Here is a 24,760-nt window from a genome sequence, read left to right on the forward strand (position 1 = left end):
TAGTGTTCTTATCTAACGGCCAAGGTTGCAATATAAGAGCCACAGTTTCTGGGGCCTTTCGCGCTCTCAAGCGATCTCAAGGGGGCAATTTGCTATGATCGAGGAATTTTTTCGCCTTTTCCCAGAAGAGCGGTGGGAATCGACTGCTTGAGCTTAAAATAGCCGGCCCAGGGATCCTTGCGGTTTTTGATCAACTTTGGGACCTCCGGAATTAAAAACTGATTGGGTCTTAGCGAGTCTTTCAATTGAGACCACGCGATGGGTAGAGCCACCGCCGGCTCCTCACGAGCTCTGACCGAATAGGGAATCACCGCCGTGGCCCCGTACCCATTGCGAAGGTAATCGAGAAAGATTCGATTCTTCCTTCGTGCTTTAATCATGTTGGTGGTGTAGTTTTTCGGCTCTCTGTTTTCTAGAACTTTCATTAAGCTTTTGGAAAAGGCCTTGATATCGTCCCACTCATAATTGGGCACTATTGGCACCTGCACGTGAAGACCTTTACCTCCCGTGACCTTTACAAAAGACTCAAGCCCTAATTGTTGAAGCATGTCACGAATTTCGTGGGCGGTGTCCACCACCCGACTCCATAACTTGAGACTCTCAGGGTCGAGATCGAAAACAATCAGATCTGGCTTTGTGATCTTCGAAAATTTCGCCTGCCATCCATGAAACTCAATCGTTCCCGCCTGCACCGCTTCGATGATATCTCTGCGATTCTCGATCACAATCGCAGTGTCATTCTTGTCTTTGTAATGCACCGGTTTGTTACCGAGACCAATAAGATTGCGACCCTCAGCATGTTTTTGAAAAAAGCAGTTTTCACCAGCCACCTCTTGGCATCGAAGAAGAGACATCGGTCGATCTTTTAAAAAAGGAAGCATCAAGTCCGAAACCGCATCGTAGTAATCGACAACATCCCACTTACGAGTTCCCGACGCTGGATATGAAATACGCTCCGGATGAGAGATTCTGACTCCCTGCACTTTTCCCGGCGTCTTCACCGCCACGTCTCGCTGAACGTCCTTAGAGTCTTTATCTGTACGTAAACCTTGAAAGGAACCGTGCCGAATGATTTTATCGCCCGTCCACGCCTTGAATTCCACCTCTCCAATCAGCTGAGGCTTTACCCAATGAGCTAAACGGCCCGAGGGAGAGTTGATATCAAAAGGAGATTTTTTAATTTTAAGAGGCTTAAGTTTTTTTGCGAGATCCGCCAAAGTGCTCTCTGTAAAACCCGTTCCCACTTTTCCTGCATATCGGAGATGATGATTTTCATCATAAAAACCCATAAGAAGGGCACCGATGGCGCGGGAGGCTTTGGGGGAATCTGTAAACCCTCCAATCACAAACTCTTGGCGCAAGGAGCACTTTGTCTTCCTCCACAGATCATTCCGGCCCGAACGGTAAGGCTGCGTGGCATCTTTCGAAACAACACCTTCCAACTGAAGGGCACAGCTCTTAGCGAGCATCTCCCGTCCGGTCGCACCCTTCCAATGTTGGCTATATAATATTTTTGAACGTTTGCCGACTCTCTTTAAAAGAGTTTCTAAAATTTTCTTGCGGTCCTCGAGCGGAAGAACTCTCACGTCTTCCCCATTATAATGGAGAATGTCGAACACATAATAAAGAACACGATCATAATGACCTTCGGAAATCGCATTTTGTAAACCTTGGAAGGAGGCATGTCCGCGGTCATCGATCCAAACGATTTCACCATCGAGCAGCGCATTTTGTGTGGGAAGTTTTTGAATTTCACTTTTGAGAGACTTGTATTTCCCCGACCAGTCGAGTCCATTTCGAGTAAAGAACTGCACCTTATTGCCGTCGATGCGACATTGCGTGCGATAACCATCGAACTTCATTTCGTGAAGCCATTCCTTACCCTGTGGCACACTTTCAACCAGGCGAGCGAGCTGCGGTTCAACAAAACGCGGTGGTGAGGCTAACTTCGATTTCTTGGACTTTGTTTTTTTCAACTGAGTTGAAGGAGCTGTCGCAGCTTTGGGTGGAGAAGCCAGTACGCTGTCGGGCATCTCTTCGATGATATCGAAATCTTCGCTGGCCGCTTCGTCCTGTTTTTTAATCAAGAGCCAATTGTTTTTTCCCTTTTCGGTCTTTTTTAGTCGGACGAGAGACCATCGTCCCGACAGCTTTTGACCGTTGAGCTCAAAATCAATGTGACCTTTTTTAAGTCCCGCCTTGATATCTCCGAGGGGTGTCCACTCTCCATTGTCCCATACAATCACGTGCCCACCCCCATATTCCCCTTTGGGAATGTCACCCTCAAAGCCTGCGTAGTCGATGGGATGATCTTCGGTCTCCACCGCTAATCGCTTGTCTTTAGGATTGAGCGAGGGCCCTTTGGGCACCGCCCAGCTTTTAAGAACGCCCTCAAACTCCAGACGGAAATCGTAATGCAGTCGTCGCGCATGGTGCTTTTGGATCACGTACGACAAACTCCCCTTGGATTTTTTAACAGTTCCTCGAGGCTCCGCGGTCTTTTTAAAATCTCGCTTGGAATAATATTTTCCGAGAAGTCCCATTATGCATGCTTCTCGCTAGATGTTTTCCGGCGAGAGCCTTTACCTTTGGCGGCGTTTAAACTTTTCTCAAGCAGCGCGGTTAAGTCAATCACGTTCGTATTCGGTGCCACTTCGTCTTCCTCTTCGGTCGCGACTTCTTCCACGGTGGTGGTCGCGCCTTTACGAACTTTGGCCTTGATCAGCTTCATTAAATCATCTTGATAGGTGTCGCGGTACTTGTCGGGTTGCCATTTCCCAGTCATACCATGCACGACTTGTTCTGCGACCTTGAGCTCACGATCCGACACTTTGATTTTTTTAATCTCGGGATCCAGAAAATCGACCTCGTGAAGTTCTCTAATTTCGTGCGAGAAGCGCAACAGCTCGAGCAGAATATAATCTTCTCGAGCGATCAAGAGGGCCAAGTGTTGAACGGTATGAAGGACGACGGTGCATACGCCGGCTTTGTCTGTGCGCTTGAGGACATCCCTTAAAAGCACGTAACCCTTCTCTCCGCCCTTTTGCGGGACAATATAATAGGGTTTATCGAAAAGGATCGGATCGACCTCGCTGAGTTCTACAAAATCCTCGATCTCCATCGTCCCCGTCGCTTTGACGTTGGCTTTTTTAAAATCCGCCTCCGACATGATGACGTACTCGCCTTTTTCGTACTCGTAACCTTTGACGATATCTTTGCGTTCGATCTCCCGTCGGGTATTCTTATTGATTTGTTTGTAGCCGACCGGCGCGTTGTCGCGCTTATCGATCAAGTTAAAGTGTATTTTTTCTGTTTCCTTAGAAGATTCAAGATAGACAGGAATACTGACAAGACCAAAGCTAATGGTCCCTTTCCACATGCCTCGACGACCGCCGCCATAGGACTTTGCTTTGCTGGTTTTTTTCTTCGTCGGAGATTTCTTTTTTTGTTTTGTTTTTTTCTTGGCCATACCCCAGCACTGAGCAATCTCAGTGCCAAGGTGTTCGACTCATTAAATGGCTAAGATCTTTAGAGCAAGGGCTTTTTGCCCCTTCGCTCACTTCAGAAGGACACTAAAGAAATCTGTAGCCGAACCCGTCTTCGCCCAGTTGATGGGCCACTGCATGGGACTTCCGCGGATCCAGCTCCCCACAGCGGCCTCGGCGTTTGAAATCGCTTCGCTTTCGGGCAAGATGAAGGGATACATTCCCTCTTTCGAGAAAAAGGGAATTCCTTTTTCAAGCGCCATCGGTTGCGCCACTCCCGCACCCACCGCAGGATGGATGTCGATCACCATCATGTTCTGAATTCCCATCTGATGGAGAAGTTTCGCGACGAAACTCGGGTGAGAGAACATGGTCCAAACATAACCAAAATATTTTCCATCTTGGCTTGTCACCATATAGGTCCGCATAATCACGTCACCGAATCGGTTCCACCCCGTGGGGAAGGCGCCATCTTCCACGATCTGCCCGTTTTCGATCACAGGGTATTCGTTTTGACGAAGCCAGTTCATCGAGGTGTTACCGATATTCCCATAACGACCCATGAGGATTTGACCGTCGCTATTCATAGCAATAGTTGCGAGGTTCGGAAATGGAGCATCTATGGTTTTTCCGTCAACGATGAGTCCAGGTAAACACTGACCCCGTATGCAATCTTTATTGTCAAACGTGCCTTTAAACACTCCGACCAATTTGGAATAGTCTGTCGGGTCCACGCGATCGTACTCCAGACGCCAAGGGATTCCACCGCGAGTTCCACGGATCGGAGCTCCGTCGCGCGCGCCCCGCGTGTGCTTGAGGAGATAGGTGCCGGGATGGAATTTCACTTTGAATTTATCCATCGGAAACATCAGCATATGGAGTTTGGCTTGCATTAATGCTTCGCGATCCGACCCTGCAATCACCCACTTGCGCCTGAATTTTGTGGAATAGTGTCTCTCCGTTTCGGTAATCAACTGATCCACATCGGCACCGAGATCTTTTAAGTGATACTCAGCACGATAGTAAACGGCATCCGAAGTCACCGGTACAGGCACCCAACCGGTTTCATCGGCACCCGCGTTGATAGCTTTGCGATTCGAGATCGGAAAAGGATGCTCAACTAATTTTTTATAGGGAGCCACGGGCGGAAGCACGGGGTACTCCATCGACGGACGATAATAAGGAGGACCAAATCGGCGATACGCTCGCATTTGGGGTCGCAGAGTTTGTGCATAACTTTCCGTAAAATCATCGATGTCATTTACGGGTGTGACGGTCGCATCGTTGGCAACGGAGATCATCGACGCAAGACCTACACCTACGAAGATAAAAATCTTCAAAACAGCATTCATGAGAACTCCTTTTTTTGCATGATAAAAGATGTGGCCGCTCCGTGTTACAAAAAGCCTCGCTCCCTGTAGAAAATTCTTTCGGCCCTGTAATTCCAACACTGGTGTGAGCCTTGACCCCCTCGCATACTGTTTTAAACTCATCCCATGTGCGCTTCCTATTTTTATCACCCCGATGCTGAACAACTTAAAAAGTTCTATCCTCAATTAAAGTTCGACATCTCTTTGAGCGGGATCCCCCAGAGCGAAGCTGTTTTTCCCTTTAAAGATTCTTTTGTTTTAAAGTCGATGAAAGACGAATTGCATCTCACACGCATGCGCTACTCACTCACACCGATGTGGTCGAAAGAGGCCAAGGTCAAATGGGCCACCTACAATGCGCGTATGAATCGCTTCAACGAGAAAACCAAAAAGAAAGAATTCATTTACGAGGTCCCGACCTGGAAGGGATCTTTTGGAAAAAAGAACTGTGCCGTTCCCGTCCATTCATTTTTTGAATCCTGCCATGAGGGTTTAGGTGCGGGACATATTGTGGAATTTACTCCGAACACCGAGGAACTTTTATTTGCGGCTGGAATCTTTGATGAATGGACCGACAAAAATACGGGCGAGGTCTTGGAGTCTTTTGCCATCGTCACCGGTGAGCCCAGCGAATTTGTTCAATCCGTGGGACATGATCGACTCCCCATCTTTTTAAACTCCTCCGACGCTGAAACATGGGTCAAAGGTTTTAAGAGCGGCAAAGAGGCTTACGAGTTTTTAGACCGCTGCAAAGTGGAACCGTCTTTAGACTTTAAGAAATCACGCCCTCTTAAATCGAGAGCAAAAACCGCAACTGCAAATTAGAACCTTTCCGCTTTTGACCAAGGTCCAGAGGGAAAAAAGTGGCTAAAGTCCATCTTGCGGAATGCTACTTTTGCTAGCAAAATAGAAGTTCTCCGAGGGAAATTCTGATGAAAACGATCTCTTCTTACTGGAACTCAACTCTCAACTTTAATCTTTTGCTGGGTGGGATTTTTTTAACCACACTCTCATCCTATTTCTTGATCCAACAAGGGCGCGCGGGCGCAGCCATGATCACCCTTGGACTTGCTTTCGTTTTTACAGCCACGTTCGTTTTCCTGCTGATTCGTCGCAATCTGCGCTTGAGTTATAACGATGATCACTTAGTTCTTCACCGCTTTCCGTATCTCAAATCTCAAAGATGGCATTGGTCAGACATCCATGCCATTGATGTGCACGATGAGCGCTACGACGAAAAAAATGAAAAAACCGGAGAGGCACTTTATTTACGAGACAGTTTGGGCCGAAAAGTTTTAGTGGCTCATCGGCCGGGCGAGCAAACTGAGCTTCGTCAGCTCGCTCGCGAGATTCGTCAAAAAATAGCCTAGAATTTTAACGTATTGCGCGTGACATGCGTAACGGGAGTCCAATCCAAATTCGGCTGAGCCTCGCCCTGAGCCGCCCCGAGATACAGAAGCTCCCATGCGTATTTCTCAGACTGAATGAGAGCCAGCACTTCTGATGGCACCGTGATATCCGCAACCCAACCGATCGCCGTCGTCATCCACAGCACGCGCTTCACATCGACGGGAACACTTTCGCTTCCACCGGTTTGCACTTCGGTGAGCATCAATACCGTCGCGTAAGGCACAACTCCCGAAATCGCCGTAGGAGGAACTCCCTTCACCAGAGAGGTGGCTTTATTAAACTGGGGAGCGGGAATTGGATTTAAAAACTGAGGGTTTTGTTGCGACGCTGGAGAGAGTGCATAGCTCATTTGATTGAGATCCACTCCGGCGCGCGCAGACTCGGAAATACTTCTCGCAAAATCCCCGTCAAAATGATCGCTCATTCTTTGTTGTGAGTTATTCATTAAAATCGAGAGAACATAGTTTTCGCTCCCAGCACGTGCCGCAAGCTTCGCTGACTTGGTCGATAGAACTTGTTTCATGTCCGATGGATAAAATTCGTTGTTCTCCTTAAAGAGAGAAAGCGCCAGCATCACCTTATTGGCTTTGTATTGAGGTGCCGTGACAGAAATCTGCTGGTCAAATTTAAAAGCATCGATGGCGAGATCTACATCTTTCACCGCATCTTTCACTTCGACGGATTTTGCGCCTCCGCTGTAAAATTTAAATAAGTTGACCATCTCGAAGATCGATTTTCCGTTTTGGAAACCACTGACCGCATCTTTCAAAGGAAACTGACCTTGCAAGGCGTACATATTATAGTTACCGACCTCTTGTAAATAAGAGCGGTATTTAAGTTTCTCTAAGGTGAACGAAAGAAAGTACGATTCCGTTTGCTTCGGTAAACTGAGATTGCTAGGAACTTGGAAACTTTTTCCCAAAACACTGATCGTATCGGACACCGGGCTCATGATTTTCGCCATATCGAAGTTCATGAGTTCTTCGGCGTTCATTGCGGGAATGACCAAGCTAAAATCGACCCACCCATCACTATTTTTAATTTTATAATTCGACGTGGTTCCCGAAATTTCATAGAAACCATCCAGTGAGATCGCGCTAGAATCCACGCGCGCAAACGCACTCAATGCGAGAACCAATACACTTAGATTAATTAGAGTTTTCATACTCCCTCCCCTTTTGTCCCATCAGCGTAGCCTAAAAATCAGCCGAATCCACATCTGACGCCCGTAGCTATCTGCAAAGGTTCCAGCTCCCTGCGTGCATTTATCCACATGTGGATAAATGCACGCAGGGAGCTGGAACCTTTGACTTCCCCTCTGAAATCTTGGAAATTCTCCTTAAAAATGAGGAGCCTATGATCAAATTTGTGAGTGCTATTGTTGTCTTCATGTCGCTGGTTCATTGTTCGACCAAGCCGGCGGAGTTTGATAAAACGCCTACGGGGGCGTCCCCTCAAGAGTTTCGCTCGGGCTATCTCCCCATCGTCCAAGGTCCCACGTCGGACAAAGAAACTCTCATCAACATCCTGGTTCCGCATCTTAAAAAGTACACCTACGAATTCTCCGTCAACGATCAAGTCACCAAAATCACTCCCTACGCCACCGTCACGGAACCGTCGAGCTACTATAAGATCGAAAAATTTCATCTCAAAAATCTATCCCCCAAGACCAAATACACTTTAACGATTCACGACACCTATAAAGATAAACCCTACATCGTCGATCAGAGAAATTTTAAAACTCTCGATCTGACCGAGCCCACACCCAAATTCGCGGTCACGTCCTGCATGTCCGATGAGTGGAAGTTTCAACCCGATATCGATGCCATGTGGTCTAAGTTCGAAAAACAAAATGTCGATTTTGTAATTTTCTCGGGCGACACGGTGTACGTGGATAGCTTCGGCTTCGTCGACCGCCAGAAGGCCACGGCCAAAGATCTTTGGTACCGCTACTCTCAAACTTTGACTCGTCTCCCCTTCTACCATCAGAAACAATTGGTTCCCGTTTTTGCGACGTGGGATGATCATGACTTCGGAACCAACGACGGAAATCGAGACACGAAATCAAAAGCTGCGGCACTTAAACTCTTTAGCGCGGTTTTCCAAGGCGAAAAGCTTGATGATGGCACTTGGCAACCAGCAGGCCTTGGCGTCGCCAGTGTTTTTAAAGGCTACAATCAGCAATTTATTTTTATGGACGATCGCTATTTTCGGCAGCCGAATAAAGATCAAAAAACAAAAGAAGCCTATGGACATTGGGGGAAAGCGCAACACGATTGGCTCCTCAAGCAACTGCGCGAAAATAAATTCAGCTGGATTGTCAATGGCAACCAAGTCAATAGCGGTAAAGCTTTAGGATTTAAAGAATCTCTCCAGGAAAACCATCCGCTCCATTTTGATCAGCTCAAAAAAGATCTCTCCGCCATTAAAACCCCATTTGTTTTCCTCACTGGAGATGTGCATTTTTCGGAAATCATGAAAACTCCTCTAGAGAGTTTTGGTTTTCAGACCTACGAGATCACCTCCAGCGCCATGCACTCTTACAATGGGCGCGGCTGGGATAATCCCTTAAGAATTCCAGGGAAAATGGCATTGGATTATAATTTTATGGTCATCTCGGCCACGGCGAAGGCGAACAGCACTCAGTTACAGATCGATACGCTAGGACTTGCCCCGATGGCTTATTTCTCCGAAACTCTAGAAGTGAAACGATAGGACTCCGTATGACCCTCATTTACATTTTAATTCCATTGTTCGTCGGGGGCTCACTGCTTTCCTATGTGGGACTGATGATCTTCTACCCGGAATGGGTCGGCATCACTGGCGATAACGCACAGAAAGCTTTAAAAGAGCACCAGAGCGGAAGCTCATCCGAAGACATTCAGCTTTTTAAAGAGATGAGCGACGTGAACAAGCCGCTCAGTAAAAAAGATTAAACGGGCTCAGTGCCCGTTCCGTTGAGATCGCACTTTTAGATCGCGATGCCCGCGATCACAACCACTTGTCCCTGACTTTGAATCGATTGCCGAAGAGCTTCGGCTACGGATTTTTCAACCATGGAAATCGCATCGGGCGCAATCACGAAGGCATCTTCGTTTTGATTTTTGTCCACAATGATAAACGCAATCTCTCCACTGGACAAGTCACCGAGAACTCGAACACTTTTCGCACCCTCGAGCGCTGTTAAAGAAACTTTTGTTCCTTTTCCATAACCCCCATCACTGGTGCTGACGAGTTTTGAAAGCGGAGATACTTTTAAGAATGCGTCCAAAGTGGAGGAGCTCAAGTTCAGTTGGATCGCTCGTGAACCGCCTTTTGACGGTGGAGTTCCAGGGGTGTAACTCACGGCGCCCGGTTTTCCATACCCACCATCACTACTTCCCGCTTGTACAGAGACTGTCGATAATAAAATTAGAAGCGCGGCTAAAGTTTTCATAGGAAATCTCCTTCATTTTCGGATTTTAAAGTATTTGTGCCCGTGAGAGAGTAGCCCGCCACCAGCGTCTTCTGACTGTGACGAGAAGCTTCGATAAACCACTGCTCCACTTCGCGAATTTTTTCGTAGAAAGCGCGCATGGTCACTTCGTCGGTGCACGTGAATCCATTTCTCACAAAAAATTCATCCTGCCCGTCGATATCATTCAGTAATTGATGAGATATAATCCGATGATCATTCACGCGATGAGAACGGGTTCGCATTTTCGCCATCTGATCAATAGCCACATGCTCGATTTTTTTAACGATCCGGCCGTTATCCCAAGAAATAATTCCGAGACCTTCCAGGAGATCCAAAGCATCTTGAGCCTCGTCCAGCGAAGCGTCCACTTGCTTGGCGATCCAGCTGAGCTTGGACTGGAAGTCTTTATGATCTAATAGCGCTTCGATTTTCCGAGGCAAATTCGCCTTGGCGTAGGTCTCAAAATCCCTGCGACCCGTTTGAAGTTCGACAACGTTTTGCCCGACCCCACCCTTTAATTCATCGATCAACATCGAAACCCTCCACAGGTTATTTTGTAAACTCGCGAAGATCCCTAATCGCGGTTTGCAGTTCCGGGTCAGGTCGAACTCGGTATTTCTTCCTGGCCGAAACAATCAGATCGTCAAGGTGAACCTTGCGATCGATTTCGTCCAAAGAATCTAGGACATAATTCAGGGACTGTAAATTTTTATTATTTACTTTTTCTTTATTAAGCATGTTTTTAATGACTTGATTCAGTGTCTCCTGGATATCAATCCCTAGGAATAACAGAATCCGGACAAACTTATCCGCAGAGATCTCGTTTTGTCCGGTAAGATAACGGTTCACCGTATTCCACGGAAGGTTTAAACCTTCGGCGAGATCTCGCTTCGTCACTTTTTTTAAGGCCATCACTGCATTGACAGAATCTCGTATCTTCATAGGACATCGTTCTAGCAAAGGTTGGGCGTCAATGTCAGCACGATTAACATATTTGTTAATATATGGCCAAATACGGCGCTCCGACCCAACGAGTCTCTCGCCGCCGGCCGCCCGGAAAATCAGATCAAATCTCCTCATTTCGCTCAGAATTTGGGAGTAGACGTCACGCCGTAAACTATGAGATTTTAAAGACAGTTCTGAGGGGGTTTTTATGATTTCTCGATGTCTACTCGGTTTGATTGTTCTGGCCACAGCTGTGGGATGCTCGCAAAAGCGCGATGATTTTGTGGCCCATCCGCGCGAGGCGGCGTTTTATAATCGTTTTGTGAATCCTTCCGCCGAATTTGCCCAAGCCCCAGCGAAAATAGCTCAAGTAAAACTTTTAGAAACCGACGCTAAATACCCGATGCGCTTTGCTTTATATGATAACAATAAATTCTATTACGAAGTGGATAAACTCGGGAATGGTTTTGGTCAATGGAGTTATAAAGATGGGGCTCTTGAGCTTGTCGCCGAGAGAGTGCTGTTTGATATGTACCTTTACGTTTCGGGAGCTCAGGCCGCCGGTGATGCCACTTTAGTTCGCTTTGTGGATCGTCATGGGCAAAACTCTCTTCCCATTCAGTTTCGAAATCCAAATGCCTTGGAAAACTCTGGGCAGAAGCCTCCCGAGCTTCCAGAATTTACCGAGTCTCCCAAGGAGATTTAGGCCTGCCGCAAAGCTAGTGACCTTTTTTCTCTGATCCATGCTGGGCGGAGCTCTCCGCCTCTGATAAAGGTTTTTCGCAGACCTTGGCGCAGTCCTCCATAGCCACCTGTTTGGCCGTGAAAAATACCGTCGTCCCACCGATTCGTCGACGACAGCCCGAGTACTCCTTCTTCCCGCCCGCTGGCTGGAACAAAGGATCCGTCCCGTAATATCTATAAACTTTTTCGAAGTAACACTGGGAAGTGGCTAACCCATAACTCGCCCAGAAGGAAATCAGCAGAAAGCAGAGAACAGACAACCGTCGCATATCACCTCTAAGATTATGATCTTCTAAGAATACCCAAAAAACTCTGGGATTTCTAGTTCAGTTGAGAATTTTCCGAAGCTCGCTCTTAAGGTCGTTGGGCAAAACTAGCCATTCCGGTGGGATCTCTTCCACGACATAGTTCCAAGCGGTTTTGACCATAGCCTTGGCCGTCGGTTTCTCGTGGAGATCTTTCAGCAGATTTAGTTTTTGCAAAAGAATTGTTTTTCGGGGTTTATAAAAGCCCGCATCATCTTTCCCGGCGTTAGTGATTTCCGTCGAGGATTCCACCCGTTCGATCAAATTCTGAAAATAGTCGGTCAAAGTCATGCTCTTCACAATACTTGGGTTCGCTCAAGAGCCAAAGTAAAAACGAGGGATCTGATGAGTTCCTGTGCAAAGCCTCTACTTTGATTTTAAGTCGAATATAACGGGACGAAATTAAATTTCGCTGCCTTGGTCCAGTCCTATACAAAACCCTATACAAATTCGTATAGGTGTTTGTATAGGGGATTCCATGAAGAAAATATTTTTAGACCCCAAAGAACTTAAGACAAAAAATAAAGTGATCCGTTTTATCAACCCGGCGATCTCTAAGGTCGACCTTATTCCCACTTCGCATGTCATCGGCGACACCTCCCACATCCCCCTGTTGGGACGAGTGGCCGCGGGCTTTCCCATCGAAGCGGTAGAGTCGAGTGAGTACATTGAGATTCCCAAATCAATGGTTCGTCGAGGAGCTCCCTCCTTCGCCCTCAAGGTGAAGGGGGACTCCATGGTTGATGAAAACATCTCTGATGGCGACTACGTCATTATTCAAAAGCAGAAGCATGCGAATAATGGAGATATCGTGGTCGCGATCATTGATAACAATGCAACGCTGAAGAGGTTTTATAAAAAAAGCGAGGGCATTGAACTTCATGCGGCCAATAAAAATTATAGTCCTATCCGCGTGCAGCCCTCATCCCAATTTGAAATTTTAGGCGTGCTCACCGGAGTGATTCGCCGCTATTGATCGTCGAGCGAGAAAATTAAAGGGGTGATGGAGCGAACTCTTCCTCCTTAACGTTGTTGTCACACTTCTTTAATTTTCTCGACGGTCGGTGGCACTTTATAGGGGCTCCGGCCCCTCTTTTTTTGCCCAAATTTTCGGCTTTTGACTCTATCAATTGCGGTGCTATAACTAAGTCTATGACTAGACAATTTATAACTGCAATTCTACTTCTCTCACTTTCTCTCGCCGGCTGCTCGACTCTTACAAAAGGTCCTACAGAAGCCGAAATCAATGCCGAAGCGGCGAAAGCCTACCAAGAGGTCAAAGCGAAATCGAAAATGTCGAACAATCGCGAATGGACCCAGATGGTTCAGCGCGTGTCACAAAGAATCGCAGCGGCGTCGGGCGAAAATTTTCAGTGGGAATATATTTTAATCGATAGCCCAGAAGTGAACGCATGGTGTATGCCCGGCGGTAAAATGGCAGTTTACACCGGAATTATGCCCGTGCTTAAAACCGAGGGCGCTCTCGCGGCGGTAATGGGTCACGAAGTGGCGCACGCCACTCTTCGCCACGGTAAAGAGAGATACGCTCGCGCCATCAAAGGAAATCTTGCCGGATTAATTATCGGCGGAGCCGCAGTGGTCGGTGGACAGTTATTTTGCAAAAGTCCTCTCTGCAAAAACCTCACGGGACTCGGCGGGGCTGCCGCCGGACTTGCCATCGTTTTCTTCGACCGTAAATACGGTCGCGCCGATGAAAGTGATGCCGATAAAGCGGGTCAAATTTATATGGCCCGCGCCGGATATGATCCCGCCGAAGCCATTGAAGTTTGGAATCGAATGGCCGCTTCTAAAAAAGGCGGTGGTCCTCCCGAGTTTATGTCCACGCATCCTTCGGACGAACGCCGCCGCGACAACTTGAGAAGCTGGCTCCCTCAAGCTCAGCAGGTGTATCAACAGTCTCCGCAAAAATTTGGAATCGGCGCGGGCATTTAAAATCGACGAATTGTGGACGAAAGAAGTTCCGCTGTGGAACCAATTTCTCCTCGGAAGTGTCAACTTTTTGCACACTCGTGAAGATACTATCCTTGGGGTTCACTAACATGGTCCCCCTCTCTGTTGTTTGATATATGTACCTCATAATTCGTGTGAGGAAAAATGACGGACGTCGGAATTCTTGTAAAAGCTTTAGCTGTATTGTTAACCGTGGGACAACTCAATAATCCCGCGACTATTCGAACAACTCCTATCAATAAAGATACTGAGCGAGCCATTGCCGTCGGTCACATGCACAACGGCTGTAAACTCCTCATGGATCGCTTTAAAGACGTGGCGGGAATGGATCTCTCTGCTCTCGACAACGACCCGAACGATCCGAATAAAACGGATGAAAACAGTCTCGAAGTGGCGCTCTCGCAGTTGATCGAAAACGCTAAGATTTCCGACAAGAGCACAGAAATTCTGAAAGGCGTCGACGTTAAGGAAGCGAAAGATATTTATCTCGAAGTCTGTAAAGCTCGCCAAATGACGAATTCCCTAGCGCCCATTGCACAGGCCATTGATTTTTACAACGATGCCATCAAAGATCTTCCTCCTGAAACAAAACTCCAGGAGCTAAAAAACAAGCGGTTAAGTCAGTCCTCCACACTGATGGATGTGAACGGAAAATTTTATACCGAAGTTTATGCCACCGAAGGTCGTCGCAGCACTGTGAACTACGGTGAAATTCCCGATCACGTCAAAAAAGCCTTTGTCTCTATCGAGGATCGTCGCTTTTACCAACACGGTGGAGTTGATGAGATCGGACTTTTGCGAGCGTTTATGACGAATATGTCGGCCTCGGGTCGCCCTGAAGGCGGATCGACGATCACTCAACAAGTGGTCAAAAATTTAGTGGTCGGAGACGAATATAATTATCAGCGAAAAATTCGCGAGATGATCATGGCCGTAAAACTCGATAAGATGAAGGTCTTATCGAAAGACGAAATTTTAGCTCTTTATCTTAACTATATCTATCTCGGTCGCTCCTCTTGGGGCGTAGATATGGCCGCAAAAACTTATTTCGGTCGCTCAATCAAAGACGTCACGCTCGCGCAGGGGGCCTATCTTGCGGGTCTTACACATAAGCCCAATAAATATAATCTGTCTTCGAGCGGCGATGAGGCCGTTAAACGACGTAATGAAGTTTTAAGAACGATGCTCTCAGAGAAGTATATCACCAATGACCAATATACAGCGGCGATCGCCGAACCGGCCAACTTAGCTCCTTACGAAAACCCCAGAGCTAAATCTTCCCTTTACTTCATCTCGGATGCGCGTCGATATCTTATGCAGGAAGCAAAAATCGACATCTTCGCCGAAAACTATAAAGTCTACTCGACGATTCAACCTGATCTTCAAAAGGCCACTGAGTTTGCGGTTCAAGAGGGAATTTGGAATTTCGAACGCAGTTTAAATCGCGCTTCCTTCGAAAAGCCGGAAGGGAATATCGAAAAACTCGTCAATCCTCCGGCGCCCGCTCCTCGAGTGAACAATGCTCTTTTGACGCCTCATCAATCTCCGGCCGTGACGAATGCGGCGTTCACAGTGGGCTCGGTGGGTGTGGAACTCGCCGCCGCTCGCACGGGAACTCGCCGACAAAATCGTCAACGTCGTCGCGCCCCCGCTCCACCTCCCGAGCTTCCCATTGCGGAAACGCAAAAGCCTTGGCGCGAAATCATGCAAAGAGTGGCTAAGCCTCTCATTGATGTTCAATGGGATCTCGCCGTCGTCACTCGCCTTGAAGGCCGCCGCATTATGGTGGGTTTAAAAGACGGACGAGAGATGCCTTTAAGCACCAATGTCTCAAGCCTTAAGTTGTGGGACCTGATTTATGTGCGCGTTCAAGACAACGGAAAAATGGCAGACCTACGAACTCGCCCTAAAGTTCAAGGGGCGGCGATCGTGATTGAAAACGCCACGGGACGTGTCCTCTCGATGGTGGGTGGATTTTCTTACGCGGTTAACGAAGTCAATCGCGCCTCGGCCTTTGCGGCTCCTTGGCGACAGGCGGGTTCAACCGTAAAGCCTTTCGTATTTCTTGCAGCTTTGCAAAAAGGCTTTCAGCCCAACACTCTCGTTTACAACTCTCGCCAAGTTTTTCAACTTCCCGGAAGAGACTGGTCTCCAAAAAACTATGCGGGCGACTCGTCGGGTCCGATCACCATGCGTTCCGCTCTGGAGCAGTCGAAAAATATTCCAACGGCGCGCTGGCTAGACCATCTCGGTAACACTCGCGAAGAAAGCTTCGAGTACATCCGTAAAGTTTGGCAAGATATGGGCATCTATAATTATGCACAAATTGAAAACAGTCCCGAACTTCAAGCTCTCTACAAGGGCAACGAACGTGGCCTTCGGAATTATAAAACTCAGTACTCATCGTGGTCGAGCCTGCTCGGTACGGCCCCCACTCGTCTACCGGATTTGGCTGGGGCTTATGCCGCGATTGCCAATGGCGGCTTCCGTCCCAAAATTCGTTTAGTCGATCGCGTGGAGAAAAACGGAGCTGTTGTTTTCACCAATCCTCATGTTCAAAATCCTCTACTGCCGCCTCCAGGAGCCAACCCGACGGAGCAAATGAACAACCGTGCTTCGGCTTACCAGCTGAAAGCAATTCTTCAGGGAACTGTTCTGCGCGGAACGGCCGCTCAACTCAAGAGACATGGCGAATTTATGGCGGGTAAAACGGGAACGTCTTCCAACAACCGCGACGTTCTCTTCGCGGGATTTACCAATGAGGTGACCGTCATCGTTTGGATTGGTTACGATCAACAACAAACTTTGGGAAGTCGCGCGACCGGTGGAACTTATGCGGCCCCCATCGTCGAAAGCATCATTACCAAATCTTGGGATATTCTGAATAAAAAAACACCGCTGCGTTTTACCGACCAAGAGGTTGATAAATATTTGGTTCAATATCCGATCGATCAAAGATCCGGCGCGGTGCTTTCGCCAGGCTCCGGTGGATTTCTTGAGACCTTCCGCGTGGCCCCCGAGAGCATCGCTCGCGGAGGAAAAGATTTCTACAACACCAACTTGCAGATCGTCGGACAGTATTCTGTTCCGGGATTTGACGAGCCACCGACATCTCGCCGAGGCTTTCCATCCGTTGATGAAGAAGAGGACTCCCCGTTCGCACCGGAACCGCAATTCCGTCGTGAGCCGCCGCCTCAACGTCGAATGCGACGACAGGATCCGTCGTATCCTTTCTTCCCACGCAATGAAGAGCCCGATTTCTCGGAACCTGAGACCGATCGGCGTCGGCGAAGATACAATCCTTCGCAACCGGCCGAACGTTACTACCCCTCTCAACAAAACGAGAGAGTTTGGGGCCCAGGCCTAAGATAATTTTTTGAATCGATTTTTTTAAGAGGAGAGAACAATGTCACTAATAAATATATGTACCGCTGCGATTTTACTTTTCGCGGCCCCCGTGTTGGCGCAAGACTTCAACACGCCCAACGATAGACTCGAACCCGGAGTGGTTTACCAGTCCGAAAAGATCGTTAACTTTAATGATTGGATGCGAGCTTCGCCGGAAGAAGGCGCACTTCTCAATCGCTACCCTGGCTTTGTTCAGCAGAAAACAAAGAAAGCGGTTTTAGAGGATGGATCCAACGAATACGTGATTCGCATGTATGTGTCTCGCAATAAATTTATTGTGAACAAGCCAGCAAATCAGATTACTTTTAACCATATCTTAAATCTCCAGGCCATCAAGGCCGCAGAACCCGCATTCGTGGACCACAAGGTCATCACAACAGCCCAAGTGGTTTCGGAAGATCCTGCAAAAGCAGAAAAATGGGGATACATCAATGATCCCGCTCGTAAATGGTGCTCGGGAAATGTTCTCTGTGTGCAGATGCGTTTTAACTTCAGCATCATTGTTCGCGGCGTGATCGCAGGATATAATCTTAAGAAGACTTCAGATAGCGAACCCCATCAGGGACACGTAGACATGCAACTCGAAGCCTCGACAATGACTCCCGCCCATCTCACCGGTCAGAACGGAGAAATCTTAAAACGCGTCACCGGAATTCCCACACCTGCGCAAGCCGGCGTGATTCAAACCACTTTCTACGCGAGCGACTATTTTGAATATGGGAAAGTGGTTACCGTGGTCCAAGACAATCCAACACGTCCAGGAACTTCGATTGTCACTGCCATCTACGCGATCGGACTCAAAGACAAAATGATCAAAAAGATGGAAGCCATGTCTCCGATCCGTATTAACGACATCATTTCCGGCACCAGCATCATCAGAGGCTCTCGCGGACCCGAAAAAGGCTTTGGACCTTACACCCGCGACCTGACTAAAACTCTCATGATGACCCTCAAGTAAAAAATTTCTTTCCCTGCGCGAGCCCGCTCGCCAGGGAGGGATACCGTCGTCCATCGAGGACATAACCTCTACAAGACATTTGCGGTTGCGGTCTGCACAGATAATCCGTGATACCTCGAGTGAAGAGTTTGTGACAATCTTTCCATCCATGAGAGCGTTGTCGTCTTGGCGTCCAGCCAAGCCGAATTAAACCGTTGTTTCTATTTTCATTTTTATCAAAAAAAAACAAATTCCCACACAAACCAAAGCCCAAGGGGCGAGGACGCCCCGCGCGGAAGGCCTCCACGGATGGACAGATCGAGAACAAATAATCCCTGCTGTTCCAGAAGAGAAAACGGCAAATTACTCACCCCATAAAACTCCCTGTCTTCAAATTAAGCTTTCCAATCGATATGGGTATTATAAGTTCATCCGCGCGGTGACGGCGGCGGTTGCGATGGCTGTCAGTGGTGTGAATCGATGGAATAAGAATTTGTCGGGTCGAAAGTTTTGGGATTATCGGCCGTTCACTCGAGTTGTGATGGGGTATAGGGATTCGGTGTGCAGAGACCTATTGCGCGGCAGATGGGGGCTGCTATTCGAGGGGCTTCTTCGCGAAGGGCACTAGGGGCTCTTTGGTGTCCGCGGGTAGTCGGAGCTTGGCGCACCAGTCGAGTTTTTGTTTGGTTTCGCCGTGGTAGGTGTAGGCCAGGTTGTTTTTCATCAATATGTCCTTGAGGGATCGGCCATCGACGATGACTGTGGCGAGGATTCGGAAATACTTGTCACGCTCCACGTTTTCTAAGTGAACTTGCTTTGCATTTTTCAATAGATTTTCGATGAGTTTTTGTGCGGTTCTCGCCGCTTGCTTTTCGCAAGGCAATTTCCCCTTCATTTCGGGAGTGTCAAGATCAGCCACGCGAACATTAATTTTTCGACCAATAATGGCTGGGACATTAGGAATGTCGAACGTGAGCGTGTCACCGTCGTAATTCTTGATATATTTCACACAACGGAAAGTGGAATCATCGTGTTGGCAGGGCGTTTCCGCCGCTGCCAAAACCAGGATGAGATTAAAAAATAATCCCACCATTTCCTAGTGAATCACCGTCGCGTTCATACCGCGAACTAAATTCGCAAAAGGCATTGGGGGATAGTTCATAGTGATGCAATGAATACCGCCCTGACCTTGCGTCGCTAACTGGCGTGAAGGAACCGTTACCACTTTGTAACCAAACGACTTATAAAGATCAATCACCTTTTGATCATTCTTTTCACCAAACACAGGAACAAAGGCCGTATCGTCGACTATGATCGAGTTGATATACGTTTCGTAGTTGAGATCCGGCTCGGGCACTAAATGAACTTTAAAACCCATTTGCTCAAGCTTAGCCACGTAAGACTCTTCATCCGTAATCACATCGTCATCAGTTAAGAATTTAATGACTTCATCCGTGTGACCAATCCCCTTTAAGTGTTTAAAGCGAGTGACTGTTTTGCAACCGTACATATTTTTGAATATATCATCGGGAATAGCCGCCGTATCAGAGACACCACCGGGATAAGATTTTTTACGGTTGACCAAAAGGCAATCCCCCCGACTATTCACTCCAAAGTTTCCGCCCTCGTAAAAATAATTGTGCGAAAACATGTTCACGCCAAACAACTGTTTAAAGTAAGCATCCGGCTCAAAGTTGTAATAATAGCGCGCATTTGAAAGAGCAAACTTACCGTCTTCCCATATAGGCATTGGCAAGTTGTCGCGAGACCAAAAGTCATTGGAACCACTCACGGGAACCTGCAAAACATGAAGTCTTTCTTGAGGAATAAACTGTGAATATTTTTGCACTAAACTCTTTTGGTAATTCTTATCGCCAGATTGGGTATAAACGATCAACTGGACATCGCTTGGCAAGTTGGAGGCGACGATTTGCTTCATGGCTTTTGCGACACCGTAATAGTCATCGTCACTCATAACGATGTAGCCCGTTTTACCGTATTCAAAAAAAGGCTGAACGTTGTCGGCACGATACCCCACTGGACCCGGCTGCGACGACCGTGCCGCTTGTGAGTTGTGTTGAGCCATCATTTCGATCTGCTCATCGCTCGGTCCGTGAACTGGCAGCTGTTGAGCCCAAAGAGATTGAGCTGTTAGTAGAATTAAGCTCGTTAAAAGTACTCTCATAGTTTCCCCCCTATATTGAGATACAAAATAGCTTAGACCCCCAAGACGCCGAATGGGAAATAGATTCATTTGCTCCCCGTTCCAATCTTAAACGGTCTGTAATTTTGTGTGCGAAGAAACTGAGCATATGGCTCTCTCGGCCGTTTTACGGCTTGACGGCTCGGCGTCTCAGGTCAAAGATAATTGTATGAATATCAATCGCCGATCCAAGATCTACATCAGACCCGACGTGCAAAACTCTTTTATCAAGTTTTTAATCGCCTTCTGGTTGATCAGCTTATCCATGACGGTGGCCTGTTTGTTTTTTATCCTTATGGCCGTGGCCGTGGAATCGGGGGATGCCACCGTTCTCAACATGGTGATCCACAACGTCTCTCAAAACTTAGGCGTTGTGATCCTAGGATTTTTGGGACTCATTCTTTTTGCGCTCGGCTTTGGATACTGGTTTTTTCGGTCGTTCACTACAAAAATTTGCGGCCCGATCTACAACATTCATCTCAGAGTCAAAGAGAAGCTCGATGGAAAGCCCAATGTGAGTGTTAAGATTCGAGAAGATGATTTCTATCATGACCTTGTCGAAGACATAAATAAACTTCTTCAAAAATAAATCTATTTTTTCTTATATTCGCGCGGCGGTTTAGTGAATTCGATGCGGAACACCGTTGTACCAATATCGTCGCGGATAATGGACATCGTTTTTGCCAAAGTGTTCATGACAATTTTCTTATCGAAGACCCCAGAGTTTCCGGTGAGTTCGGATCGCGAGAATGTGCACTTTGTTCCATCGCAAACGGCCTCATACTTTAAAAGCTTGACCGGCTGAATGCGTACACTAGAGCCGATGGAGCCCAGTGGAGGAAGATGGCGAAGAAATTCGTCCAAAGTTGTAATCGTTGTTTTCGATCCTGAAGGATTAAAGATTCCGCCGTCGAAGATTCCCCCCGGAAGATCATACTTAATGACATTTCCTGAGGGATCAGGGTAACCGATAAACATCGCCGCTCGCCGACGAGGGTTCGCCGACGACAGGGGCATAAATGCAGAGCTATCCACGGCCAAAAGCCCCTTCGGATCGAGAAGCTGAGAGTTTTTTGTCGCCAAAAAAGCACCGCGATTAAATCCCTCAAACGTTAAGCTTGCGGGAGTCGATATGTTCCCGGGCGGTGCTCCAACAGCGTAGGCCATGACGGGATCTGCGAACACTGAAAATCCCCGGCGATCATCTTGAACTAAAAGTAAGAATTCGGTCTTCGCCCCAACACCTAGAGTGAAAACACGCTTTATCGTGCTCTGCCCGAGGTAGAAACTGCTCATCCGATCCGGCTCGTAGTCAAAGAAGGGGTGGCCCGCGTCGTCTCTGATCGTCAGTTGATTAAGAGAGGGAGCGATGTTTCTAAAATCCTTAATGGCAATCTTATCCGATAAAAGAGTATCGACTTTGTAGTCTAAATTTTTCTCGAGCTGAACCGCCATTTTTTGTGTAGAAATCACCGATTGGGTGACGATCCCACCCAAAATCACAGTGATTGAAGCTGCGATCACGACTTCCATGATCGAGAAACCCTTATTGTTGATCATCGATGCTTTTGTTCCCCTGCTTTTCAAATTCACCGCCCCACTATAAATTCGTAGGTGCGCGCTTCTCCCGCCCAATCTCGGTGCGTGAAGCGAACCGTGACCAAATACATTCCTGCATAGGATCCCAAAGACTGAATCGCATAACCGTAGCGCCCAGGACATTCTTTACATTGCTCCACTGGAGCATCTATATCTAAAGACCATGCCATGGGAAGTTTTGAAGTGTCGTTTAAAAGTCCTTCGACCGAACGCTCTTTACTCAGAGTAATAATCTGAGTACTAAACGACTGACGAATATTTTCGATGATCGCGTCGACCATGTTATCGGAGGTATTAAGAGTGGCGCTCTCGCTGGTCAGTTTCGCAATCTGACTCGAACCGATAAACACTCCTAGAAAAACCATCATAAACAACCCGGCGCCGACCATCACTTCGACGAGAGTAAAGCCTTTGTTGTTTGAAAGTAATTTACATCCCATATTTTCTCTCGAGTTCGAAAATATTAAAATTGCGAAGTCGCTTAATGCACGTGGTGTCCGGATCGGTCACGTTCACTCGCGCACAATCGGGATCTACGGAAGTCCACCGCACGGGATTCTTAGTGGGCGAACCTTGCATAAAATAAAGAGTGCTACATCGAATGCGATCGGCCATGACCGGCAATCCTGGATCAGGGTGCCAGTGCGGACCGGGAATGGTATTGCACGAAGATCCATCGGCTCTTTTAATAATACTTCGTGCCCGTAAGAACTCAACCGCCTCTGGGTGATGCATGCTGTACATGCGGATTCCCGCATCAAAGGCCGAGGGGTCGACCACAAAATCTTTAGTGGGAATAAATGTTCCGATCATCGTGAGCGGCCGGGTTCGCGGAGCGATGACGATGCGCTGACACACATAAAATCCGGCGACATAATCCACCGAGGAAGCGATAGTGCAGGTCGCCATAATTGATTTCGTTTCGAAGTTGAGACTGTTCGACGAAATCAAACGATCTGTGGGTGTCGCCGCGTCCGCTGCAAAATGCCAGGAGTTCTCCGCCTTGAGCGCAAAGTTTTGCTCCCAATTGTTTTTGATGGCATCAAGGTTCACCCCTCCAGAGTCGATTTCTCCTCCGGAGCATCCTTTTAAAATCTCTCGATAATCAATAGACTCGGTCGGCATGCCGCTCGCATTGATTGCATTATCAAAATTAGCATCTTTATACAGATTACTTTCCAGTGTGAGGCTCCCACTGCTGTTTCTAAACTTAAAGTAGGCCGCGTTTTCTCGCTGGCATCTTCCTTTATCGCAGCTAAAGTCCATCACTTCCATTTTTAAGGTGGGCTCTTCCAGATTCCCCCCAAGATCTTTAAATTTATCTGCACCGATAATAGTGACTTCGAAATCACGAAAATGGGGTTGTGCCCCGGAAGCAAACACGACAGGACGAGCTTCAACTTGAATCGTTGGCGGGTTCGCAAATAGACTTTCGAGATACGCAATTTCGGTCTCTAGCTGATCCATGCGGTGCTCTTCGGAGGCTGTCGGATTCTTTTTCTTTTTGAGATCTTTGAGATCATCTTCGAGATCTTTGAGTTTTTTATTGTCGTACATGATCAATTTAAACTGAGTTTTGATGCGGTCGGCCCCGTCTTGGCCTTCGTACAATGGAAGTTCGAGCCGCTCTCGGGGTTTACTAGCGAACGGCTTCCATGTCAGTTCGAGTGTGGCAATGAGGCGATGCTTTTGAGAGTTGTAGTCTTCCCCGTCAAAATCGCTTTTAATCATATCAGTCGAGCTAGCGTTAATCCTTTTACTCTGCGGTTTAAACATATTTTGCACGCCAGACACCGTGTCGGGGCTAAATGCGGTTCGCCAGGAGTAAACTCCGCCCGAGGCGGTAAGGTTCCTGGCTTTAAGCTCTGACTTTTCGGTCATTTTTAAATTAGATTCTCCACGAAGTTGATCGATACACCGAGCAATGGCCTCGTTATTCACCTCTAAACCAGGCACCTGACCTGACAACACATCCAATCCGGAATCTCTTTTAGAATCTGTAATAAAACCTTTTTCAAAACCTCCGAAGAGATTCAGATCGCGCCAGAATTTCTTGTTTCCTGAAAGCATTGCGGGATCGTAGGGCTGACCAGTGGCTCCGGCGATCGTTCCATTTCCGAGAACTGCCTCATCATTAAAGTACGCCGGCGTAAAACCGTTGGACATTAAAAATAAACTCCCATTCACAAATACAGGGCTTTCGAATGTGATTCCACGGGCCGATTTCCCCAAATCGGGAATGGCCAAATGCCCACGAGCGGCACTCACACTGCTACGGCCGAGGTACATATTGCCAGGTAAAATTAAACTAAAATAATTCACTTCGCGAGGCGTGACCGCATATCGAGAAACTTCGCGAGCAGCTTCTAAACGGTTGCGGAGAACAGCGTTACTCTCGTCTAAAAACTCCGACGTGATTCGAACATAGACTTCCTGACTCGGTCGCGGAAGGGTGGGATCATCCTCACGCTCCACCGTCACTCGCAAACTTTTCGCTTTGCCACGGACCGTACTCATAATTTTAAACAAAGGATGTTGAGGACTCAAATTTGTAAGAGGAGTAATGATTTGAAAATTGTTGAGACTCATCGAGGTACCGGCCGGTGGCAGCGTTGGAAAAATGCCTGGGAAGGCTGCGGCCGCGGCACGCGCGTCTTGTTCATAACTCGGAGGCATCAGGAGACGAAAAGAACTGCGGGGATGACTGTAATTCGAAACACAGTTCTCGACTCGATCCGGAAGAAAGGCATCATCAAAACACCAACGATTACGGAGTCCATAACGGACGTAATCCGTGGCCGACTTCAACGCGAGACTATGTGTGATATTACGGCGCAACCCTGACATTAATCGGCGTTGCTCGATGAGTTTATCACTTAAAACATAGAAGGTAATTCCCATGACTCCGGCGAAAATCACCGCCATG

At 47.6% G+C, this 24,760-nt stretch carries 24 protein-coding genes; 10 read left to right on the forward strand and 14 right to left on the reverse strand.

Translation table 11 applies throughout. The features are described 5' to 3' along the window. Positions 1 to 92: 92 nt before the first annotated feature. The 3 genes from ligD to K2Q26_06885 form a co-directional block, all read right to left on the reverse strand. Positions 93 to 2,543: a DNA ligase D gene (ligD, locus tag K2Q26_06875; GenBank protein MBY0315223.1), complete on the reverse strand. Its 2,451-nt coding sequence runs from the start codon at positions 2,541 to 2,543 to the stop codon at positions 93 to 95. Beyond that, a complete protein-coding gene (locus K2Q26_06880) occupies positions 2,543 to 3,379 on the reverse strand; it encodes a Ku protein (protein MBY0315224.1) in 837 nt (278 codons plus the stop codon). The genes ligD and K2Q26_06880 overlap by 1 nt, the downstream gene beginning before the upstream one ends. A 177-nt stretch (positions 3,380 to 3,556) precedes the next feature. Next, positions 3,557 to 4,837: a hypothetical protein gene (locus K2Q26_06885; GenBank protein ID MBY0315225.1), complete on the reverse strand. Its 1,281-nt coding sequence runs from the start codon at positions 4,835 to 4,837 to the stop codon at positions 3,557 to 3,559. A gap of 144 nt (positions 4,838 to 4,981) precedes the next feature. Between K2Q26_06885 and K2Q26_06890 the strand changes: the two genes are divergently transcribed. Together K2Q26_06890 and K2Q26_06895 are read left to right on the forward strand one after the other, a co-directional pair. Continuing rightward, a complete protein-coding gene (locus K2Q26_06890) occupies positions 4,982 to 5,680 on the forward strand; it encodes an SOS response-associated peptidase (protein ID MBY0315226.1) in 699 nt (232 codons plus the stop codon). Between the two features lie 107 nt (positions 5,681 to 5,787). Further along, on the forward strand, positions 5,788 to 6,225 hold the full coding sequence (locus K2Q26_06895) for a hypothetical protein (GenBank protein MBY0315227.1): 438 nt from the start codon (positions 5,788 to 5,790) through the stop codon (positions 6,223 to 6,225). Here K2Q26_06895 and K2Q26_06900 read toward each other — a convergent pair. Continuing rightward, positions 6,222 to 7,430: a hypothetical protein gene (locus tag K2Q26_06900; protein MBY0315228.1), complete on the reverse strand. Its 1,209-nt coding sequence runs from the start codon at positions 7,428 to 7,430 to the stop codon at positions 6,222 to 6,224. The genes K2Q26_06895 and K2Q26_06900 overlap by 4 nt on opposite strands. A 191-nt stretch (positions 7,431 to 7,621) precedes the next feature. Here K2Q26_06900 and K2Q26_06905 point away from each other — a divergent pair, with 191 nt between their 5' ends. Beyond that, on the forward strand, positions 7,622 to 8,980 hold the full coding sequence (locus tag K2Q26_06905; GenBank protein MBY0315229.1) for an alkaline phosphatase D family protein: 1,359 nt from the start codon (positions 7,622 to 7,624) through the stop codon (positions 8,978 to 8,980). Positions 8,981 to 8,988: 8 nt separating this feature from the next. Then, on the forward strand, positions 8,989 to 9,201 hold the full coding sequence (locus K2Q26_06910; GenBank protein ID MBY0315230.1) for a hypothetical protein: 213 nt from the start codon (positions 8,989 to 8,991) through the stop codon (positions 9,199 to 9,201). 35 nt (positions 9,202 to 9,236) lie between these two features. On the opposite strand, the gene K2Q26_06915 is transcribed toward K2Q26_06910, so the two are convergent. The 3 genes from K2Q26_06915 to K2Q26_06925 are packed head-to-tail and all read right to left on the reverse strand — an operon-like array spanning position 9,237 to position 10,664. Beyond that, positions 9,237 to 9,701 carry a hypothetical protein gene (locus tag K2Q26_06915; protein MBY0315231.1) on the reverse strand — a complete coding sequence of 155 codons (465 nt, stop codon included), beginning with the start codon at positions 9,699 to 9,701 and terminating at the stop codon, positions 9,237 to 9,239. Further along, on the reverse strand, positions 9,698 to 10,255 hold the full coding sequence (locus tag K2Q26_06920) for a DUF4423 domain-containing protein (protein ID MBY0315232.1): 558 nt from the start codon (positions 10,253 to 10,255) through the stop codon (positions 9,698 to 9,700). The genes K2Q26_06915 and K2Q26_06920 overlap by 4 nt, the downstream gene beginning before the upstream one ends. 16 nt (positions 10,256 to 10,271) lie before the next feature. Continuing rightward, entirely contained in the window at positions 10,272 to 10,664 is a 393-nt protein-coding gene (locus K2Q26_06925) for a helix-turn-helix domain-containing protein (GenBank protein MBY0315233.1), read from the reverse strand. Between the two features lie 211 nt (positions 10,665 to 10,875). Here K2Q26_06925 and K2Q26_06930 point away from each other — a divergent pair, with 211 nt between their 5' ends. After that, positions 10,876 to 11,373, forward strand: coding sequence for a transposase (locus K2Q26_06930; protein ID MBY0315234.1), 498 nt, complete (start codon positions 10,876 to 10,878; stop codon positions 11,371 to 11,373). A 13-nt stretch (positions 11,374 to 11,386) separates the two neighbouring features. Here the strand turns inward: K2Q26_06930 and K2Q26_06935 are convergent, their stop codons facing one another. Next, a complete protein-coding gene (locus K2Q26_06935; GenBank protein MBY0315235.1) occupies positions 11,387 to 11,680 on the reverse strand; it encodes a hypothetical protein in 294 nt (97 codons plus the stop codon). Positions 11,681 to 11,737: 57 nt separating this feature from the next. Further along, positions 11,738 to 12,007: a hypothetical protein gene (locus tag K2Q26_06940; GenBank protein MBY0315236.1), complete on the reverse strand. Its 270-nt coding sequence runs from the start codon at positions 12,005 to 12,007 to the stop codon at positions 11,738 to 11,740. A gap of 187 nt (positions 12,008 to 12,194) precedes the next feature. Here K2Q26_06940 and lexA point away from each other — a divergent pair, with 187 nt between their 5' ends. The 4 genes from lexA to K2Q26_06960 all read left to right on the forward strand — a co-directional run bounded on the left by lexA (position 12,195) and on the right by K2Q26_06960 (position 18,053). Then, entirely contained in the window at positions 12,195 to 12,692 is a 498-nt protein-coding gene (gene lexA, locus K2Q26_06945; GenBank protein MBY0315237.1) for a transcriptional repressor LexA, read from the forward strand. Between the two features lie 176 nt (positions 12,693 to 12,868). Beyond that, the gene (locus K2Q26_06950; protein ID MBY0315238.1) at positions 12,869 to 13,669 is read left to right on the forward strand and encodes a M48 family metallopeptidase; all 801 of its coding nucleotides are present in this window, start codon (positions 12,869 to 12,871) and stop codon (positions 13,667 to 13,669) included. A 162-nt stretch (positions 13,670 to 13,831) separates the two neighbouring features. Then, positions 13,832 to 17,059, forward strand: coding sequence for a transglycosylase domain-containing protein (locus tag K2Q26_06955; GenBank protein MBY0315239.1), 3,228 nt, complete (start codon positions 13,832 to 13,834; stop codon positions 17,057 to 17,059). A 34-nt stretch (positions 17,060 to 17,093) separates the two neighbouring features. After that, positions 17,094 to 18,053 (forward strand): hypothetical protein, encoded by a 960-nt coding sequence (locus K2Q26_06960; GenBank protein MBY0315240.1) that lies wholly within the window; start codon positions 17,094 to 17,096, stop codon positions 18,051 to 18,053. Between the two features lie 574 nt (positions 18,054 to 18,627). Here K2Q26_06960 and K2Q26_06965 read toward each other — a convergent pair. Together K2Q26_06965 and K2Q26_06970 are read right to left on the reverse strand one after the other, a co-directional pair. Beyond that, positions 18,628 to 19,125, reverse strand: coding sequence for a thermonuclease family protein (locus tag K2Q26_06965; GenBank protein ID MBY0315241.1), 498 nt, complete (start codon positions 19,123 to 19,125; stop codon positions 18,628 to 18,630). Positions 19,126 to 19,128: 3 nt separating this feature from the next. Further along, positions 19,129 to 20,217 carry an agmatine deiminase family protein gene (locus K2Q26_06970; protein ID MBY0315242.1) on the reverse strand — a complete coding sequence of 363 codons (1,089 nt, stop codon included), beginning with the start codon at positions 20,215 to 20,217 and terminating at the stop codon, positions 19,129 to 19,131. A gap of 187 nt (positions 20,218 to 20,404) precedes the next feature. Between K2Q26_06970 and K2Q26_06975 the strand changes: the two genes are divergently transcribed. Next, positions 20,405 to 20,824: a hypothetical protein gene (locus tag K2Q26_06975; protein ID MBY0315243.1), complete on the forward strand. Its 420-nt coding sequence runs from the start codon at positions 20,405 to 20,407 to the stop codon at positions 20,822 to 20,824. Between the two features lie 2 nt (positions 20,825 to 20,826). Here K2Q26_06975 and K2Q26_06980 read toward each other — a convergent pair whose 3' ends face one another. The 3 genes from K2Q26_06980 to K2Q26_06990 are packed head-to-tail and all read right to left on the reverse strand — an operon-like array spanning position 20,827 to position 24,759. Continuing rightward, on the reverse strand, positions 20,827 to 21,795 hold the full coding sequence (locus K2Q26_06980) for a hypothetical protein (protein MBY0315244.1): 969 nt from the start codon (positions 21,793 to 21,795) through the stop codon (positions 20,827 to 20,829). Between the two features lie 29 nt (positions 21,796 to 21,824). After that, complete coding sequence (locus tag K2Q26_06985; protein MBY0315245.1) at positions 21,825 to 22,274, reverse strand: prepilin-type N-terminal cleavage/methylation domain-containing protein; 450 nt, start codon at positions 22,272 to 22,274, stop codon at positions 21,825 to 21,827. Continuing rightward, on the reverse strand, positions 22,264 to 24,759 hold the full coding sequence (locus K2Q26_06990) for a hypothetical protein (GenBank protein ID MBY0315246.1): 2,496 nt from the start codon (positions 24,757 to 24,759) through the stop codon (positions 22,264 to 22,266). Before K2Q26_06990 ends, K2Q26_06985 begins: the two co-directional genes overlap by 11 nt. Between the last annotated feature and the right edge of the window lies 1 nt (position 24,760).

It is taken from the genome of Bdellovibrionales bacterium (assembly GCA_019750295.1).
Classification (GTDB): Bacteria; Bdellovibrionota; Bdellovibrionia; order Bdellovibrionales; family JAGQZY01; genus JAIEOS01.